This window comes from Pseudomonas sp. OE 28.3 (assembly GCF_014268205.2).
In the GTDB taxonomy this organism is placed as follows: domain Bacteria; phylum Pseudomonadota; class Gammaproteobacteria; order Pseudomonadales; family Pseudomonadaceae; genus Aquipseudomonas; species Aquipseudomonas edaphica.
This window is the reverse complement of sequence record NZ_CP077082.1, coordinates 3,836,989-3,855,967: the sequence shown is the minus strand read 5'-3', so window position 1 is coordinate 3,855,967 and position 18,979 is coordinate 3,836,989. Positions and strand designations below refer to the sequence as shown.

Genomic DNA, 18,979 nt, shown 5'->3' with positions numbered 1-18,979 from the left:
GATTGATGTAACCCTTGATGACACCGCGCTTCACGCCGCTTACGCCCCGCTAATTTTTCCTTGTCCGGTTCGTTTTATAGGGACGACGTGCCTTTGTGCTTCCTGCCTATTGTTCCGGACTCCAAGAAATGAATGCTGAAGACTCCTTGAAACTTGCTCGCCGGTTTATCGGGTTGCCCCTGGAAAAGCGCCAGGTATTCCTGCAAGCCCTGCAGAAAGAAGGCGTGGATTTTTCCCGGTTTCCGATTCCGGCGGGCGTGGACGTGGAGGATCGCCAGGCGCTGTCCTACGCGCAGCAGCGCATGTGGTTTCTGTGGCAACTGGACCCGGCCAGTGGTGCCTATAACCTACCCGGCGCGGTGCGGTTAAAAGGCGCCCTCAGCCTGCGCGCACTGGAGCAGGCATTCGCAAGCCTGGTGGCACGTCATGAAACCCTGCGCACGGTGTTCCGGCGCCAGGCCGACGATCGTTTGCTGCAAGTTGCCATCGAGCCGTCGGTTGCCGTCGAGCCTCTGGACTTCAGTGCGCTGGGCTTTGACGAACGCGAGCAGGCCGTCAATCAGGCGGCGACCCGTCAATCACTGCTGCCGTTCGATCTGGAAAACGGCCCACTGCTGCGCGTGCAATTGCTCAAGCTCGATGCGCAAGAGCATGTGCTGCTGCTGACCCTGCACCACATCGTCTCCGATGGCTGGTCGATGAATGTGCTGATCGACGAGTTCATTCGCTGCTACGACGCCCACGAACGCCACGAGACGCCGCAATTGCCGGCGCTGCCGATCCAGTACAGCGACTACGCCCTGTGGCAGCGCCGTTGGCTGGAAGCGGGGGAGCAGGCACGCCAGCTTGAATACTGGCAGGCACGTCTGGGTGATGAGCATCCGGTGCTGGAACTGCCCACCGATCGCCCGCGTCCGGCCATGCCCAGCTACCAGGGCACCCGGCATAATTTCGCCATCGATTCAGGCCTCGCCGCGCAGCTGCGTAGTTGCGCGCAAAAGCACAACGTCACCCTGTTCATGTTGCTGCTGGGCGCTTTCAACGTGTTGTTGCATCGCTACACGGGGCAGGGCGATATCCGCGTCGGTGTGCCGATCGCCAATCGTAATCGCAGTGAGGTCGAAGGGCTGATCGGTTTTTTCGTCAACACTCAGGTTCTGCGTACCGAGTTAACCGGGCAAACCCGTGTCGCCGAACTGTTGCAGGGCATCAAGGAGCACGCCCTCGGCGCCCAGGCCCATCAGGAGCTGCCGTTCGAGCGTCTGGTGGAAGCCCTCAAGGTCGAGCGCAGCCTGAGCCATACGCCGCTGTTTCAGGTGATGTACAACCACCAGCCGGTGGTAGCGGACATTGCCTCGGTGAGCACCGCCTCCGGCCTGGAACTGGCGCTGGTGGAGTGGCAAGGCCGTACCACCCAGTTCGACCTGACCCTGGATACCTATGAAAAGTCCGGCACCTTGCACGCTGCGTTGACCTACGCCAACGACCTGTTTGACGCGCCCTCTATTGCACGCATGGCCGAGCACTGGGTCAGCCTGCTGCAGGCCATGGTTTCCGGCGACGAACACCGCATCGGTGAGTTGCCGATGCTGGCCGCCGATGAGCAGCAGGTGCTGGTCCAGGCATGGAACCAGACGGCCCAGGCGTACCCGACCGCGCAAGGAGTGCATCGGCTCATTGAAGAGCAGGTACAGCGCACCCCGGATGCTCCGGCGCTGGTGTTTGGTGCGACCACGTTGAGCTATGCCCAGCTCGACGCCCGCGCCAACCAGTTGGCCCATGCCTTGCGCGAGCAGGGCGTCGGCCCCGACGTGCTGGTGGGTATCTGTGTGGAGCGTTCGGTCGAGATGGTGGTGGGCCTGTTGGCGATCCTCAAGGCCGGCGGTGCCTATGTGCCGTTGGACCCCGAATACCCCCAGGAACGCCTCGCCTACATGATCGAAGACAGCGGCATCACGCTGTTGCTCAGCCAGCAAAGCCTGCAGGCTTCGCTGCCGATTAATGGCGTGCAAGTGATCGTTCTGGACCAGGCGCCGGGTTGGCTTGCCGGCTATAGCAGTGAATCACCGGCCGTGGCCATCCAGGCGCTCAACTTGGCCTACGTGATTTACACCTCCGGTTCCACCGGCAAACCCAAGGGCGCCGGCAACAGCCATCGCGCGCTGGTCAACCGTTTGTGCTGGATGCAGCAGGCTTACGGTTTGGACGCCAGCGATGCGGTCTTGCAGAAAACCCCGTTCAGCTTTGATGTGTCGGTGTGGGAATTTTTCTGGCCATTGATGACCGGCGCTCGGCTGGTGGTCGCCGCTCCTGGCGAACATCGCGAGCCGGCGCGACTGATCGAGACCATCGGCCGTCACGCCATTACCACCTTGCACTTCGTGCCGTCGATGCTTCAGGCGTTTATCCATGAGGCGGGCGTGCAGGCTTGTACGAGCCTCAAACGCATCGTGTGCAGCGGCGAAGCCTTGCCGTTGGACGCGCAGTTGCAGGTGTTCGCCAAACTGCCAGCGACGGGTTTGTTCAACCTCTACGGCCCCACCGAAGCCGCCATCGACGTCACCCATTGGACATGCGTCGACGAAGGCGCCGACAGCGTGCCCATCGGTCGTCCGATTGCCAACCTGGCTACCTATGTCCTCGACGCCCAGCTCAACCCGGTGCCCGCCGGTGTCTCTGGCGAGTTGTACCTGGGCGGTGTCGGCCTCGCGCGCAGCTATCACCGCCGCCCGGGCTTGACCGCCGAACGCTTTGTGCCGAGCCCTTTTGTTGACGGAGAGCGCCTCTATCGCACCGGCGACCGCGTGCGCCAGCGTGCCGATGGCGTGATCGAGTACCTCGGCCGCCTCGACCATCAGGTCAAGCTGCGCGGCTTGCGTATCGAGCTGGGCGAAATCGAAACCCGCCTGATCCAACACCCGCAGGTGCGAGAAGCGGTGGTGCTGGTGCAGGGCGGCAAACAGCTGGTTGCCTACCTGGTTAACGAGGGTGAAGCGCCGAGCGACCTCAAGGCCTGGTTGCTCAGCAGCCTGCCGGAATACATGGTGCCCACGCACTTCGTCACCCTGGCCAAACTGCCGGTCACTGCCAACGGCAAGCTCGACCGCAAGGCGCTGCCGTTGCCGGATGCTGCGCCGCAGCAAGCCTTTATCGCGCCTGAAAACGCCCTGCAAAAAGCCCTGGCGGCAATCTGGAGTGATGTGCTCGGCGCCGCGCAAGTCGGTCTGGACGACAACTTCTTCGAGCTGGGTGGCGACTCGATTATCTCCATCCAAGTGGTCAGCCGCGCCCGTCAGGCGGGGATTCGCCTCAGCCCGCGTGACCTGTTCCAGTACCAGAGCGTGCGCAGCCTGGCGCTGGTGGCGAGCTTTGAACAGGCGGCGGTTATCGATCAGGGGCCAGTCAGCGGCGAGGTGATCCTCACGCCCGTGCAACACAGCTTTTTCGAGCAGGTGATCCCGGCGCGCCAGCATTGGAACCAGTCGCTGCTGTTGGCCCCGCGTGAAGCCCTGGAGCCCGCGCGCATTGACGCGGCCTTGACCCGTTTGATTAACCACCATGACGCCCTGCGCCTGCGTTTTGTGCGCCAGGCAGACGGTTGGCAGCAGGCCCACGCCGAGCCGGTTGCAAGTGCTTCAGTGTGGCAGGCCCAAGTCGCTGACGAGGCTGAGCTGGCCGCACTTTGCGACAAGGCACACGGCAGCCTCAACCTTGAACAGGGTCCGCTGCTGCGCGCGGTACTGGTCTCGATGGCAGACGGCGCCCAGCGCCTGCTGCTGGTGGTGCATCACCTGGTGGTCGATGGCGTGTCGTGGCGCATCCTGCTCGAAGACCTGCAGCAGGCTTACCGCAACGCTGCGCTGCCGGCCAAGACCAGTGCCTACCAAGACTGGGCGCAGCAGTTGCAGGCCCATGCGCTGACGCTGGGCAACCAACTGCCGTATTGGCAGGCCCAGACCGCGAGCGCCGATCTGCCCTGCGACAACCCCCAGGGCGGCCTGCAGAATCGCCTGGGCAGCAAGCTCGAAATCCGCTTGAGCGCCGAACACACCCGTCAACTGCTGCAAGACGCCCCGGCGGCCTACCGCACCCAGGTCAATGACTTGCTGCTAACCGCGCTGGCGCGAGTGGTCAGCCGCTGGAGCGAGCAGCCTGCCGCGCTGATCCAGCTGGAAGGCCATGGCCGTGAAGACCTGTTCGACACGCTTGACTTGAGCCGCACCGTGGGCTGGTTCACCAGCCTGTTCCCGGTGCGCCTGCAAGCTGATGGCGAGCTGTCGGCGGCGATCAAATCGGTGAAGGAACAACTGCGCGCCGTGCCGCACAAAGGCATTGGCTACGGCCTGCTGCGCTACCTCGGCACGCCTGACGCCCGTGAAGCGCTCTCGAACCTGGCCGCGCCACGCATCACGTTCAACTACCTGGGGCAGTTCGACCGCCAGTTCAACGAGTCGGCGCTGTTCGTTCCCGCCACCCAGGGCAGTGGGCAGGCTCAAGACCCGGAGGCGCCGCTGGCTAACTGGCTGACGGTGGAGGGGCAGGTGTACGGCGGTGAATTGGCCCTGCAGTGGGGGTTCAGCCGTGAAATGTTCGAGGTCGCGACTGTCCAGCAGCTGGCGGATGATTACCAGCAGGAACTGCTGGCACTGATCGCGCATTGCGTCGACCCTAAACAGGGCGGCCTGACACCGGCCGACGTGACCCTGGCGCAATTGACCCAACCCCAGCTCGACGAGTTGGCACTGCCGGCAAGGGACGTGCAGGACCTGTACCCGCTGTCGCCGATGCAACAGGGCATGCTGTTTCACAGCCTCTACCAACAGGGCGAGGATGATATTTACGTCAGCCAGCTGCGCGCCGATGTGCACGGCCTGGACGTGGCAGTCTTCCAGCGCGCCTGGGCGCAAGTGCTGGCACGGCATGACATGTTGCGCACCGGGTTTGTCTGGCAGGACGACCAGGGCCAGGCCCTGCAAGTGGTGTATCGACAGGTCAGCTTGCCGTTTACCGAATTCGACTGGCGTGGGCGTCAGGAACTTCCCGCCGCCCTGGACAGCCTGGCTGCCGAGCACCATCGCGAGGGCTTCGAGCTGGCGCGTCCGCCGTTGCTGCGAGTAGCGTTGGTACGTACGGCTGAAGACTGCTGGCACTTGATCTACACCAGCCATCACATCCTGATGGATGGCTGGAGTAACGCACTGGTGCTCAATGAAGTGCTGCAGGCCTGCAAGGGCCAGGCACTGGCGCCGGTGGGCGCGGGGTTTTCCCAGCACATCGCCTGGTTGCAGCAGCAGGATCCGGCGTTGGGCGAGGCCTTTTGGCGCCAGCGCCTGGCGCAGTTGGACGAGCCGACGCACCTGGCGCGCAGTGTGGCCAAGAGCCCAGCGCAGAGTGCGGGTGAATACGGTGAAGTGCTTTGTGAGTGGGATGCTATCCAGACGCAGCGCCTGGCGGTCTTCGCCCGTGCACACCAAGTGACCCTCAATACCCTGGTGCAATCGGCGTGGCTGTTGCTGCTGCAACGCTACACCGGCCAGTCCAGCGTCGCCTGTGGGGTGACGGTTTCCGGGCGCCCGGCGCAATTGGCGGATGTCGAGCAGCAAGTCGGCCTGTTCATCAACACCTTGCCGCTGATTGCCGCCGCCAGCCCGGCGCAAAGCGTCAGCGATTGGGTGCGATGCGTACAGGCACTGAACCTGGAAATGCGCGAGCATGAACACACGCCGCTGTTTGATATCCAGCGCTGGGCCGGTTCGGCCGGTGAGGCATTATTCGACACGCTGGTGGTGTTCGAAAACTTCCCGGTGGCCAAGACGCTGGAACAGTCGGGCGAGGGCGGTTTGCGTTTCAGTGGCGTCAGTCATCAGGAGCGCACCAACTACCCGTTGACACTGACCGTGCACGGCGGCGAGCGCCTGAGCCTGCACCTGGAATACCTGCGTGCGCAGTTCGACACCGACACTGTGCAGCACATCGGCACCTACTTGCAGGGCTTGCTGCAGCAATTTATCCAGGCGCCGGAGCAAGCCGTGGGCGCCATCCCCTTGCTGTTGGACCCTGAATACACCCGCGTACTGCAAGACTGGAACCCGCGCAGTGTTGCTCAAACGGCCAAGGCAAGCGTATTGCAGCGCTTCGAACAACAAGCCGCGCGGCACCCGCAAAACATCGCGCTGATCCTGGACCAGCAGCGTATGACCTACGCCGACCTCAACCTGCGCGCCAATCGCCTGGCCCATCGTCTGATCGCGTTGGGCGTCAGCGCCGACACCCTGGTGGGCGTGGCGGTGGACCGTTCCCTGGAAATGATCGTTGGCTTGCTGGCGGTGCTCAAGTCCGGTGGCGCTTATGTGCCGCTGGACCCGAAATACCCGGCCGAACGCCTGCAATGCATGATCGAGGACAGCGGTCTGCAATTACTGCTGACTCAGCAGCCGTTGGTGGCGCATCTGCCGATCAGCGCGAACCTGACGCTTGTGTGCCTGGAGTCCGGCGCAGACTGGTTGGCCGATTACAGTGCTGAAAACCCCGTGTCGAGGGCGCAGCCGGCCAACCTGGCCTACGTGATGTTCACTTCCGGCTCGACCGGCAGGCCAAAAGGCGTGGGCATCGACCTGGCGTCCCTGGCCCGGCATGTGGAAGTATTCACCGAACTGTTTGCGCTGCAGGCCCATGACCGCGTGCTGCAATTTGGCACCTTCAACTTCGACGGTTTTGTCGAGCAGCTCTACCCGGCGCTGTGCTGCGGTGCGGCGGTGGTGGTACGCGGTGGCGAACTGTGGGACAGCGACACCTTCTACCAGCAACTGATTGAACACGATATTTCCGTGGTCGACCTGACCACGGCCTATTGGCTGTCTCTGGTGCGCGACTTTGCAGACCTAGGCCCACGTGATTACGGGCGCCTGCGCCAACTGCACATTGGCGGCGAAGCCATGCCGCCTGAAGGGCTGAATGCCTGGCGCGCAGCAGGCTTGCAGCATGTGCGGCTGCTCAATACCTACGGGCCTACCGAAGCCACCGTGACCGCCACTGCCCTGGACTGCGCCGCGTATGTCGAGGGCCGTGAAGCCTTGCCGTCGATGATGCCGATTGGCCGCGTGCTGGATGGCCGTGCCATTTACCTGCTGGATGCCAACCTCAACCCGGTGCCGGTAGGTGTCGCCGGCGAGTTGGTGATCGGCGGGCCGCTGCTGGCGCGGGGTTATTTCAAGCGTGCGGACCTGACGGCCCACCGCTTCATTCCCGATCCTTTCTGTGCTGACGGCGTCGGCCGTTTGTACCGCACCGGTGACCTGGCGCGCTATCGCGCCGATGGGATGATCGAGTACGTGGGGCGAATCGACCATCAGGTCAAGGTGCGAGGTTTCCGTATCGAGTTGGGTGAAATCGAAGCGCGCCTGCTGGCCCAGGCCAGTGTGCGCGAGGCGCTGGTGATCGCGGCGGACAACCAGTTGGTCGGCTATATCGTGGCCAGCCAGTCATTGTCCGACACCGAGCAGGCCCAGTTGCGCACGCAGCTCAAGGCCGCGTTGCGCCAAGAGCTGCCGGACTACATGGTGCCGGCGCATCTGCTGGTGCTGGAGCGCCTGCCGCTGAGCCCCAACGGCAAGCTCGACCGTGCCGCGCTGCCCAAGCCGGATACCAGCCAAGCTCTGGTCGATTGGGTTGCACCGGTCACCGAGACCCAGCAACGTGTCGCGGCCATCTGGGCCCAGGTGCTGGGCGCCGTACGGGTAGGGCTCAACGATCACTTCTTCGAGATGGGCGGGCATTCGTTGCTCGCCACGCAAGTGGTGTCCCGCTTGCGCCATGGCCTGGGGCTCGAAGTTGCACTGCGCACGCTGTTTGAGCAGCCCGTGCTGGGCGACTTTGTTAACACTCTGGCTGGGGTCAACACTCTGGCCGCGGTCAGCGCTTCGGCGCCGGCGATGGTGGCGGCGGACAGCGATCAGCAATTGTTGCTGTCCTACGCCCAGGAACGGCAGTGGTTCCTCTGGCAACTGGACCCACACAGTTCGGCCTATCACGTGCCGAGTGCGCTGCGCCTGAAAGGTTCGCTCGACCGCTGCGCCCTGCAACGTGCCTTCGATACCCTGGTAGCGCGTCACGACAGCCTGCGCACGCATTTTCAGCAAGAAACCGACCGCACGGTGCAAGTGGTCAGCCCACAGGCGCGGATCGAACTCGTGTCGCAGCTCACCGACCAAGCGCAGCTCAAATCCAGGGTGCAAGCGCTGGTGGCGCAACCGTTCGATCTGCGCCAGGGGCCGCTGATGCGTGTGAGCCTCTTGCGCCTGGCTGAAGACGAGCATGTGCTGGTCCTGGTGCAACATCACATCATCTCCGACGGCTGGTCGATGCAAGTGATGGTCGACGAACTGGTGCAGTTGTATACGGCCTACAGCCAAGGCCAGGCCCTGCAATTGCCGGCAATGCCGATCCAGTACGCCGACTACGCAAAATGGCAGCGCGACTGGATGGAAGCCGGTGAAAAGGCGCGCCAGCTCGACTACTGGCGTGAACTGCTCGGCGGCGAGCAACCGGTGCTGGAGTTGCCTTTTGATCACCAGCGCCCTGCGGTACCGTCCCATCGCGGCGCGCGTTTGTATATGGCGCTGCCGACCCCGTTGCTCGATGGCCTCAAGTCGTTGGCCCAGCGCGAAGGTGTGACGCTGTTCATGCTGTTGCTGGCCTCCTACCACGCGCTGTTGCATCGCTACAGCGGCCAGCAGGACATCCGTGTCGGCGTGCCGATAGCCAACCGCAACCGCGTTGAAACCGAACGGCTGATCGGCTTCTTCGTCAACACCCAGGTGCTCAAGGCCGAGATCGACGCGCAAACCACCGTTGCCCAGTTGTTGCAGCAGGTCAAACAGCGCGCCCTGGAAGCCCAGGCCCATCAGGACCTGCCGTTCGAGCAACTGGTCGAGGCCCTGCAACCTGAGCGCAGCCTGAGTTTGAGCCCGTTGTTCCAGGTGGCGTTCAACCATCACATCAGTCAGGCCAGCGAGCATTTACAGCGCCTGGCGCAGTTGGACATGAGCCCGGTGAGCTGGGATGAAACGGCTGCGCATTTCGACCTTACCCTGGACATCGAGGAGTCCCGTGACCAGTTGAGTGCGTCCCTGAGCTATGCGACCGACCTGTTCGAAGCGTCGACCATTGAACGCATGGCCCGTCACTGGCACAACCTGTTGCAGGCGATGGTTGCCGACCAGCAGCAGCCCATCAGCCAGTTGAACCTGCTCAGCCAGGATGAGCAACAGCACATCCTGCAGCTGTGGAACCAGGCCGACGCCGGTTTCTCGGCCGAGCGCCTGGTACACGAACTGTTCGCCGATCGCGCCCGGGAAACCCCGGATGCGGTGGCGGTCAAGTTCGATGCACAAACCCTGACTTATGACGAGCTGGACCGCCAGGCCAACCGCCTGGCCCATGCGCTGATCGCTCGTGGCGTCGGCCCGGAAGTGCGGGTGGCGATTGCCATGCCGCGCAGTGCGGAAATCATGGTGGCGTTCCTCGCAGTGATGAAAGCCGGTGGCGTGTATGTGCCGCTGGACATCGAATACCCGCGTGATCGTTTGCTGTACATGATGCAAGACAGCCGCGCCAAGTTGCTGCTGAGCCACACCAGCGCCTTGCCGCAATTGCCGCTCGCCGAGGGTCTGGACACACTGGCCATTGACCGCACCGAAGACTGGACCGGCTACAGCGATACCGCGCCGCAGGTAAATCTGGATGGCGATAACCTCGCCTACGTGATCTACACCTCCGGCTCCACCGGCATGCCCAAGGGCGTGGCCGTTTCCCACGGGCCACTGGTGGCGCACATCATCGCCACCGGGGAACGCTACGAAACCAGCCCGGCCGATTGCGAATTGCATTTCATGTCATTTGCCTTTGACGGCTCCCACGAAGGCTGGATGCACCCGCTGATCAATGGCGCCAGCGTGCTGATCCGCGACGACAGCCTGTGGCTGCCCGAATACACCTACGCGCAAATGCACCGTCACCACGTGACCATGGCCGTGTTCCCGCCGGTGTACCTGCAACAATTGGCCGAGCATGCCGAGCGCGATGGCAACCCGCCCAATGTGCGCGTGTACTGCTTCGGCGGTGATGCGGTGGCGCAGGCCAGTTACGACCTGGCTTGGCGCGCACTGAAACCAACATACCTGTTCAACGGCTACGGCCCGACCGAAACCGTGGTCACGCCATTGCTGTGGAAAGCCCGCCGAGGCGATCCCTGCGGCGCCGTCTACGCGCCGATCGGCACACTGTTGGGCAACCGCAGCGGCTACGTGTTGGACTCACAACTCAACCTGCAACCCATCGGCGTGGCTGGTGAGCTGTACCTCGGCGGCGAAGGCGTGGCCCGTGGTTATCTGGAGCGCCCGGCACTCACCGCCGAGCGTTTTGTGCCGGACCCGTTCGGCAAGCCTGGCAGCCGCGTTTACCGCAGCGGCGACCTGACCCGTGGCCGTGCGGACGGCGTGGTGGATTACCTCGGGCGTGTCGACCATCAGGTGAAAATTCGTGGTTTCCGTATTGAGTTGGGCGAGATCGAAGCACGCCTGCGCGAGCAGGACAGCGTCGGCGAAACCGTCGTCGTGGCCCAGGAAGGCCAGGCCGGTAAGCAATTGGTCGCCTATGTAGTGCCTGCCACCGTGCAGCTCGACCACACCGCGTTCCGCGACAGCCTGCGCCGGGCCCTGAAAACCCGGCTACCGGATTACATGGTGCCGACGCACTTCATGTTCCTGGACCAAATGCCATTGACCCCCAACGGCAAACTCGACCGCAAGGGCCTGCCCGAGCCGGATGCGAGCCTGATGCAGCAGCACTACGTCGCCCCGCAAACCGAGCTGGAGCAGCAAATCGCCGCGATCTGGGCCGAGATTCTGCACTTGCCTCGCGTGGGCCTGGACGACAACTTCTTCGAAGTGGGCGGCCACTCCTTGCTGGCAATCCAGATCACCTCGCGGGTGCAGGCCGAACTGGGGCTGGAAGTGCCGCTGGTGGAAGTGTTCCAGACCGAAACGTTGCGCGCCTATGCCCAGGCCGCTGCCACCTTCCGCGCCGGCAGCGCGGAAGACTTTGATGATCTTCGTGACTTTTTGAGCGAACTAGAGGCGATTTGAACCATGCTTTCCAACCCTAATATCGATCTGGTTTCGCGCTTTCTTCGCCTGCCTCTGGAACAGCGTCAACAGTTCTACCAACGCCTGCAAATCCGTGGCATGAGTTTCGCGCAACTGCCGATCGCCTCGATTCGCGAGGACGGCCAGCACGCACCGCTGTCTTATGCCCAGGAGCGCCAGTGGTTTCTCTGGCAACTGGACCCGGACAGCGCGGCCTATCACGTCCCCGGCGCCTTGCGCCTGAGCGGGCGCCTGGACAAGGTCGCGCTGCAGCGCAGCTTCGACACGCTGGTGATACGCCATGAAAGCCTGCGTACCCGTTTGCACCTGGAGGGCGAGCAGCGTGCCCAGCAAGTGTTGGCCCAGGCTGTGATCGAGATTGACGAAAGCTCGATCGATGAGGCCCGGCTCAAGGCGTACGTCGAAGCTGAAATCGCCCGGCCTTTCGATTTGCAGCAAGGTCCATTATTGCGGGTCAGCTTGCTCGGCCTGAGCGAAGAAGAGCATGTATTGGTGCTGGTGCAGCACCATATCGTTTCTGACGGCTGGTCGATGGGCGTGATGGTGCAAGAGCTGATGCAGCTTTATGCCGCCTACAGCCAGGGCCAGGAGTGCACGTTGGCACCGCTGCCGATCCAGTATGCCGACTACGCGTTGTGGCAACGCCGCTGGATGGAGGCGGGGGAGAAGGCCCGTCAACTGGATTACTGGCGTGAGCTGCTCAGTGGCACGCAGCCGGTGCTGGAGCTGCCGCTCGATCACCCGCGCCCAGCACAGCAGAGTTTCCTTGGCGCACGCCACTACATGGCCCTGGAACCCGCCCTGGTCGCCGGTCTCAAGGCCCTGGCCCAGCGCGAAGGGGTGACGCTATTCATGCTGCTGTTGGCGTCGTTTCAGGTATTTCTGTATCGCTACAGCGGGCAGTCGGACATTCGCGTCGGCGTGCCGATCGCCAACCGCAACCGCGTCGAGACCGAATCGCTGATCGGCTTTTTCGTCAACACGCAGGTGCTCAAGGCCGATCTCGACGGCCAGATGACCTTCGCCCAACTGCTGCAACACACCAAGCGCCGCGCGCTGCAAGCCCAGGCCCATCAGGATTTGCCCTTCGAGCAACTGGTCGAAGCGCTGCAACCCGAACGCAGCCTTAGCCATAACCCGCTGTTTCAGGTGATGTTCAATCACCAGGCCAAGACCCCATCCGCAGAGCAGCAACTGCCGGGCCTGCGTGTGGCCAGCCTCGAACTGGAAACCCAAAGCGCCCAGTTTGACCTGAGCCTGGATACCCAGGAAACCGGCGACGGCCTCTGGGCCTCCCTGACCTATGCCACCGACTTGTTCAACACGGCGACGGCCTCGCGCATGCTGGGCCATTGGCTGAACCTGTTACGCGCCGCCGTGGCCAACCCTGCAATGGCCTTGCAGGACCTGGCGACGCTGGACGCCACGGAGCGCCAACAACTCCTCTACCAGTGGAATGCCACCGAGCGCGCCTACCCGCAAGGCCAGTGGGTGCATCAGTTGATTGAAGCGCAGGTGCTGGCGCAACAGGATGCTCCGGCATTGCGTTTTGGTGACGTTTCGCTGAGTTACGCCGAACTGAACCGCCGCGCCAATCGCCTGGCCCATCGTTTGATCGAGGCCGGCGTTGGCCCGGATGCGCTGGTGGGGCTGGCGGTGGAGCGCTCCATCGAGATGGTGGTGGGGCTATTGGCGGTGCTCAAGGCCGGTGGCGCGTATGTGCCGCTGGACCCGGAATACCCGCGTGAGCGCCTGGCCTACATGCTTGAAGACAGCGGCGTGAAGCTGCTGCTGACTCAGGCGCATTTGCTCGAACAGTTGCCGATCCCACAAGGATTGGAAACCCTGGTGCTGGGTGAGTCCGGCTTCGACAGCTACAGCGACGCAAACCCGGATATCGCGCTGGACGGCGAAAACCTCGCCTACGTGATCTACACCTCCGGCTCCACCGGCCAACCCAAAGGCGCCGGCAACCGCCATTCAGCGCTGCTCAATCGCCTGCAATGGATGCAGGAGGCCTATGGCCTGGGCGCCAGCGACAGCGTGCTGCAAAAGACCCCGTTCAGCTTCGACGTGTCGGTGTGGGAGTTCTTCTGGCCACTGATAACCGGCGCGCGCCTGGTCGTTGCAGCACCGGGCGATCACCGTGATCCGGCCCGGTTGGTCAGCCTGATCACTGCCGAACAGATCACCACGCTGCACTTTGTACCCTCGATGTTGCAGGCGTTCCTGCAAGACCCGGCGGTTTCGACCTGCCACAGCGTGCAGCGCATCGTGTGCAGCGGCGAGGCGCTGCCGGTGGATGCGCAACAGCAAGTCATGGCCAAACTGCCGCAAGCCGGGCTCTATAACCTCTACGGTCCAACCGAAGCCGCCATCGACGTGACCCACTGGACCTGTGTCGATGAAGGGCGTGACGCCGTGCCGATTGGTCGCCCGATTGCCAATCTGGGCTGCTACATCCTCGACAGCCATTTCGAACCGGTACCGATTGGCGTGCTGGGCGAGCTTTACCTGGGCGGTCTCGGCCTGGCCCGTGGTTATCACCGACGTCCGGCATTGACCGCCGAGCGTTTTATCGCCCATCCCTTTGTCAGCGGTGAGCGTCTGTACCGCAGCGGCGACCTGGCGCGGTATCGCGCAGACGGCGTGATTGAATATGCCGGGCGTGCCGATCATCAGGTCAAGTTGCGTGGCCTACGTATCGAATTGGGCGAAATCGAAGCGCGTTTACTGGAACACGATTACGTCCGCGAAGCGGCCGTGTTGGCACCGGACAGTCAATACCTGGTGGGCTACCTGGTGCTGCAAAACGCAGCGGATGATTGGCGCGATGTGCTCGGCGCTCATCTTGCCGAAACACTGCCGGATTACATGGTGCCCGCACAATGGATGCTGCTGGAGCAGATGCCGCTGAGCCCCAACGGCAAGCTTGACCGCAAGGCGCTGCCAAAGCCCGAAGCCACGCAGCAATATGAAGCCCCGCAAAGCGCGCTGGAGCAGCAGATCGCCGCCATCTGGGCCGACGTGCTGGGCATCGAGCAGGTGGGATTGAATGACAATTTCTTTGAGCGCGGCGGTGACTCGATCATCTCGATTCAGGTGGTCAGTCGCGCACGTGCCGCCGGTATTCATTTCACCGCCAAGGCGTTGTTCCAGCATCAAACCGTGCGCAGCCTCGCGCGGGTGGCGCAGTTGCAAACCGCGCGGGTGATCGACCAAGGTTCGGTGCAGGGTGAGACGCCGTTGCTGCCGTTCCAGCAGTTGTTCTTCGAGATGCAGCTGCCGGACCCGCATCACTGGAACCAGTCCTTCTTGCTGACGCCACGCCAAGCGCTTCAGGGCGATCGTCTGGAAGCCGCGTTGCAGGGCCAGATTGCTCACCACGATGTGCTGCGTTTGCGCTTCAGCCAGCACCTTGAGGGTTGGCAAGCCGAGCATGCTGCGGCTGGCACACAGGTACTGTGGCAAGCCAAGGTGGCAGATGCCAGCGAGTTGACCGCGCTCTGCGAAAAAGCCCAGCGCAGCCTCGACCTGCAACAGGGGCCATTGCTGCGTGCGGTACTGGTCGAGCTGGCAGACGGTTCCCAGCGCCTGTTGCTGGTGATGCACCACTTGGTGGTGGACGGCGTGTCCTGGCGGGTGTTCCTTGAAGACCTGCAAGCGCTGTATCGCGACCAAAAATTGCCGGCCAAGACCTCTTCATTCAAAGCCTGGGCCGGGCGCTTGCAAGCCCACGCCCGTAGCGCTGCGATGGCGTCCGAGCAAGCCTTTTGGCTGCAACAGCTGCAAGGTGCGGCCACCGACTTGCCGTGCCGTGACCCGCAAGGCGCGCGTCCCGGGCGACTGGCTGAGACTGTGGTCAGCCAACTGGATGCCGAACGCACCCGGCAATTGCTGCAACAGGCGCCGACGGCCTACCGCACTCAGATCAACGACCTGCTGCTCACGGCCCTGGCTCGGGTGATCTGCCAGTGGACGGGTCACGCCTCGAGCCTGATCCAGCTGGAGGGCCATGGCCGTGAAGACCTGTTTGACGACATTGACCTGACGCGCACCCTGGGCTGGTTCACCAGCCTGTTTCCGGTGCGCCTGACCCCCGACGTGTCCCTGGCGGTTTCGATCAAACAGATCAAGGAGCAATTGCGCAGCGTGCCGCATAAAGGCTTGGGTTTTGGCGCTTTGCGTTACCTGGGCGATGACGCCACACGTGAGGCGTTCAGTGCTTTGCCAGCGCCGCGCATCACCTTCAACTACCTGGGCCAGGTTGACGGCAGTTTCGACCAACCGGACACCCTGTTCGCGCCCGCCGCAGAAAGTGCCGGTGCCGAACAAAGCCCGGATGCGCCGCTGGGTAACTGGCTGACGCTCAACGGCCAAGTCTATGGCGGCGAACTGCAACTGGGCTGGACGTTCAGCCCGCTGATGTTCGACCCCGCGGTGATCGAAACGCTGAGCGCGGCTTACACCCGCGAACTCAACGCGCTGATAGAACATTGCTGCACGCCCGGCAATGGCGGTGTGACCGCCTCGGATTTCCCGTTATCGCGCTTGAACCAATCGCAGCTGGAGTCGTTGCCGCTGGCGTTCGATGCCGTAGAAGACATCTACACCTTGTCGCCCATGCAGCAAGGCATGCTCTTTCACACCCTCTATGAGCAGACGGCGGGCGACTACATCAACCAGATTCGCGTGACGGCGCAAGGCCTGGATGTGGCGCGCTTCCAGCACGCCTGGGATGCCACGGTGCAGGCCCATGATGTGCTGCGCAGCGGGTTCTTCTGGGAAGGCCAGCTGGAATGGCCATGCCAGGTGGTATACCGCGAAGCGCGGCTGCCGATTCAGGTTCTGGACTGGCGCGCCATGCCGGAGCGCGAACTGGAACTGCACAACCTGCAACAGGCCCAGCGCCGCCAGGGTTTTGACCTGGCCAAGGCGCCACTGGTGCGGCTGGTACTGGTGCGCACCGATGAGCAGTGCTACGAGTTGATCTACACCAGCCATCACATCCTGATGGACGGCTGGAGCAATTCGCGGCTGTTCGGCGAAGTGCTGCAACGCTATGCCGCTGTGGCAGTGCCGGAAGCGGCCGGGCGCTATCGCGATTACATCGGTTGGCTGCAACAGCGTGATGCCGCTGCGACCGAAGCCTTCTGGCGTGAGCAATTGAGTGCATTGCAAACCCCGACACGGCTGGGCAGCAGTCAACCGATGGCGGTGCAAGGGCATGGCGAGTATCAACTGGCGCTTGATCGCACACTCACGACTCAACTTGAGTCGTTCGCCCGAAGCCACAAAGTCACGCTCAATACTTTGATCCAGGCGGCGTGGCTGATTCTGTTGCAGCGTCACAGCGGCCAGGCGGTAGTGGCCTTCGGTGCTACCGTGGCCGGTCGCCCGGCGGAGCTTGCGGGCGTTGAGCAGCAGATCGGTCTGTTCATCAACACCTTGCCGGTGATCTGCGCGGTCGAGGGGCAGGTGTCAGTGGCCGACTGGTTGCAAGCCGTGCAGGCGCAAAACCTGGCCTTGCGTGAGCATGAACACACTGGCCTGTATGACATTCAGCGCTGGGCCGGGCAGGGCGGTGAAGCCTTGTTCGACAATATCCTGGTGTTCGAAAACTACCCGGTGTCCAAAGCCCTGGCGCAAAGCGGCGGCAGCGGCATTCGGTTTGGCGAGCCCCATGCCCATGAACAAACCAACTTCCCGCTGACGGTGCTGGTGGATCTGGGCGAAACGCTGTCGGTGCAGTTCAGCTTTGCCCGCGCGCATTTCCACGAAAATACGGTGCAAGGTTACGGCCGGCATCTGGTCAACCTGCTGCAAGCGATGCTTGAGGGCGGGCAGCAACGCCTGGGTGAGCTGGCGATGCTCGACGCCACTGAGCGCCAGCAGGTGATTGAGGACTGGAACGCCACATCCCGCGATTACCCGTTGCAGCAAACGGTGCAGCAACTGATTGAGGCGCAGGTTGCGCTCACGCCAGAGGCACCGGCACTGGTGTTTGGCGAGCAACGCTTGAATTACGCTGAGCTGAACCGTCGCGCCAATCGCCTGGCCCATCGTCTGATCGAGGCGGGCGTGGGGCCGGACACGCTGGTGGGGCTGGCGGTGGAGCGCTCCATCGAGATGGTGATCGGCCTGCTGGCGGTGCTCAAGGCTGGTGGCGCATACGTGCCGCTGGACCCGGAGTATCCGCGTGAGCGCCTGGCCTACATGCTTGAAGACAGTGGCGTGAAGCTGCTGCTCACTCAGGCGCATCTACTCGGTCAGTTGCCGATTCCACACGGCCTGGAAACGCTGGTACTTGGCGAGACTGGATTCGAAGACTTTAGCGCAGATAATCCGGATATTGCTCTGGACGGCGAAAACCTCGCCTACGTGATCTACACCTCCGGTTCCACCGGCCAGCCCAAAGGCGCCGGCAATCGTCATGCGGCCCTGACCAACCGCCTGCAATGGATGCAGGAAGCCTACGGCCTGGATGTCAGCGACAGCGTGCTGCAAAAGACCCCGTTCAGCTTTGATGTGTCGGTGTGGGAGTTCTTCTGGCCACTGATGACCGGCGCACGCCTGGTCGTTGCTGCGCCCGGCGATCACCGTGATCCGGCCAGGCTGGTCAGCCTGATCAATGCCGAACAGGTCACCACGCTGCACTTTGTACCCTCGATGTTGCAGGCATTCCTGCAAGACCCGACCGTCGCGACCTGCCACACCTTGCACCGCATTGTGTGCAGCGGCGAGGCGTTGCCGGTGGATGCGCAACAGCAGGTCTTCGCCAAACTACCGCAAGCCGGGTTGTATAACCTTTACGGTCCGACCGAGGCCGCCATCGACGTGACCCACTGGACCTGCATCAATGAAGGTCGCGATGCGGTGCCGATTGGTCGCCCGATTGCCAACCTGGGCTGCTACATCCTCGACGGCAACTTTGAGCCGGCGCCGGTGGGCGTGTTGGGCGAGCTGTACCTGGGCGGTGTCGGCCTGGCCCGGGGTTACCATCGCCGCCCGGCATTGACCGCCGAGCGCTTCATTGCCAACCCCTTTATCGACGGTGAGCGCCTGTATCGCACCGGCGACCTGGCGCGCTATCGCGACGACGGCGTGATCGAGTACGCCGGGCGTATCGACCATCAAGTCAAGTTGCGTGGCTTGCGTATCGAGTTGGGTGAAATCGAAGCGCGCCTGCTCGAACACGAGTGGGTGCGTGAAGCCGCGGTGCTGGCCGTCGACGGCAAATACCTGGTGGGCTACCTGGTGTTGCAAAACGCCGCCGACGACTGGCGCGACGTATTAAGCGCGCACTTGGCCCGACACCTGCCGGACTATATGGTGCCCGCGCTATGGATGCTGCTGGAACAGATGCCCCTGAGCCCCAACGGCAAGCTCGACCGCAAGGCGCTGCCGAAGGTGGACGCCAACCTACAGGCGCGCGAATACGCGGCGCCGCGCAGCGACCTGGAACAACAGATCGCCGCAATCTGGGCCGAAGTACTCGACGTGCAACGGGTGGGCTTGAACGACAACTTCTTCGAGTTGGGCGGGCATTCCCTGTTGGCCACCCAAGTGGTGGTGCGCCTGCGCGAGCAGTTGCACGCCGAATTCGACGTCAAGTCGATCTTCACCACCCCGACGCTGGCGGATTTCAGTGCCTATGTCGCCAACCGGCAAACAAATAATTCACCGGTGCAGGACGCATTGGCTAAATCCTTGGAGGCCCTCAAACGTCTATCAGCAGAAGATTTGGATAAATTGATTTCCTGAGGGGCGTGGCGTGCAAGCATTAATCGAGTCGGTAGGTTCACTTTCTGCGC

The 18,979-nt window shown here is 62.9% G+C and carries 2 protein-coding genes; both read left to right on the top strand.

What is annotated here, in order from left to right; all coding sequences use genetic code 11:
* Positions 1–128: 128 nt before the first annotated feature.
* Entirely contained in the window at positions 129–11,144 is an 11,016-nt protein-coding gene (locus HU759_RS17105) for a non-ribosomal peptide synthetase (RefSeq protein WP_186617729.1), read from the top strand.
* Between the two features lie 3 nt (positions 11,145–11,147).
* Entirely contained in the window at positions 11,148–18,929 is a 7,782-nt protein-coding gene (locus tag HU759_RS17100) for a non-ribosomal peptide synthetase (RefSeq protein ID WP_186617730.1), read from the top strand.
* The last annotated feature ends 50 nt before the right edge of the window (positions 18,930–18,979 follow it).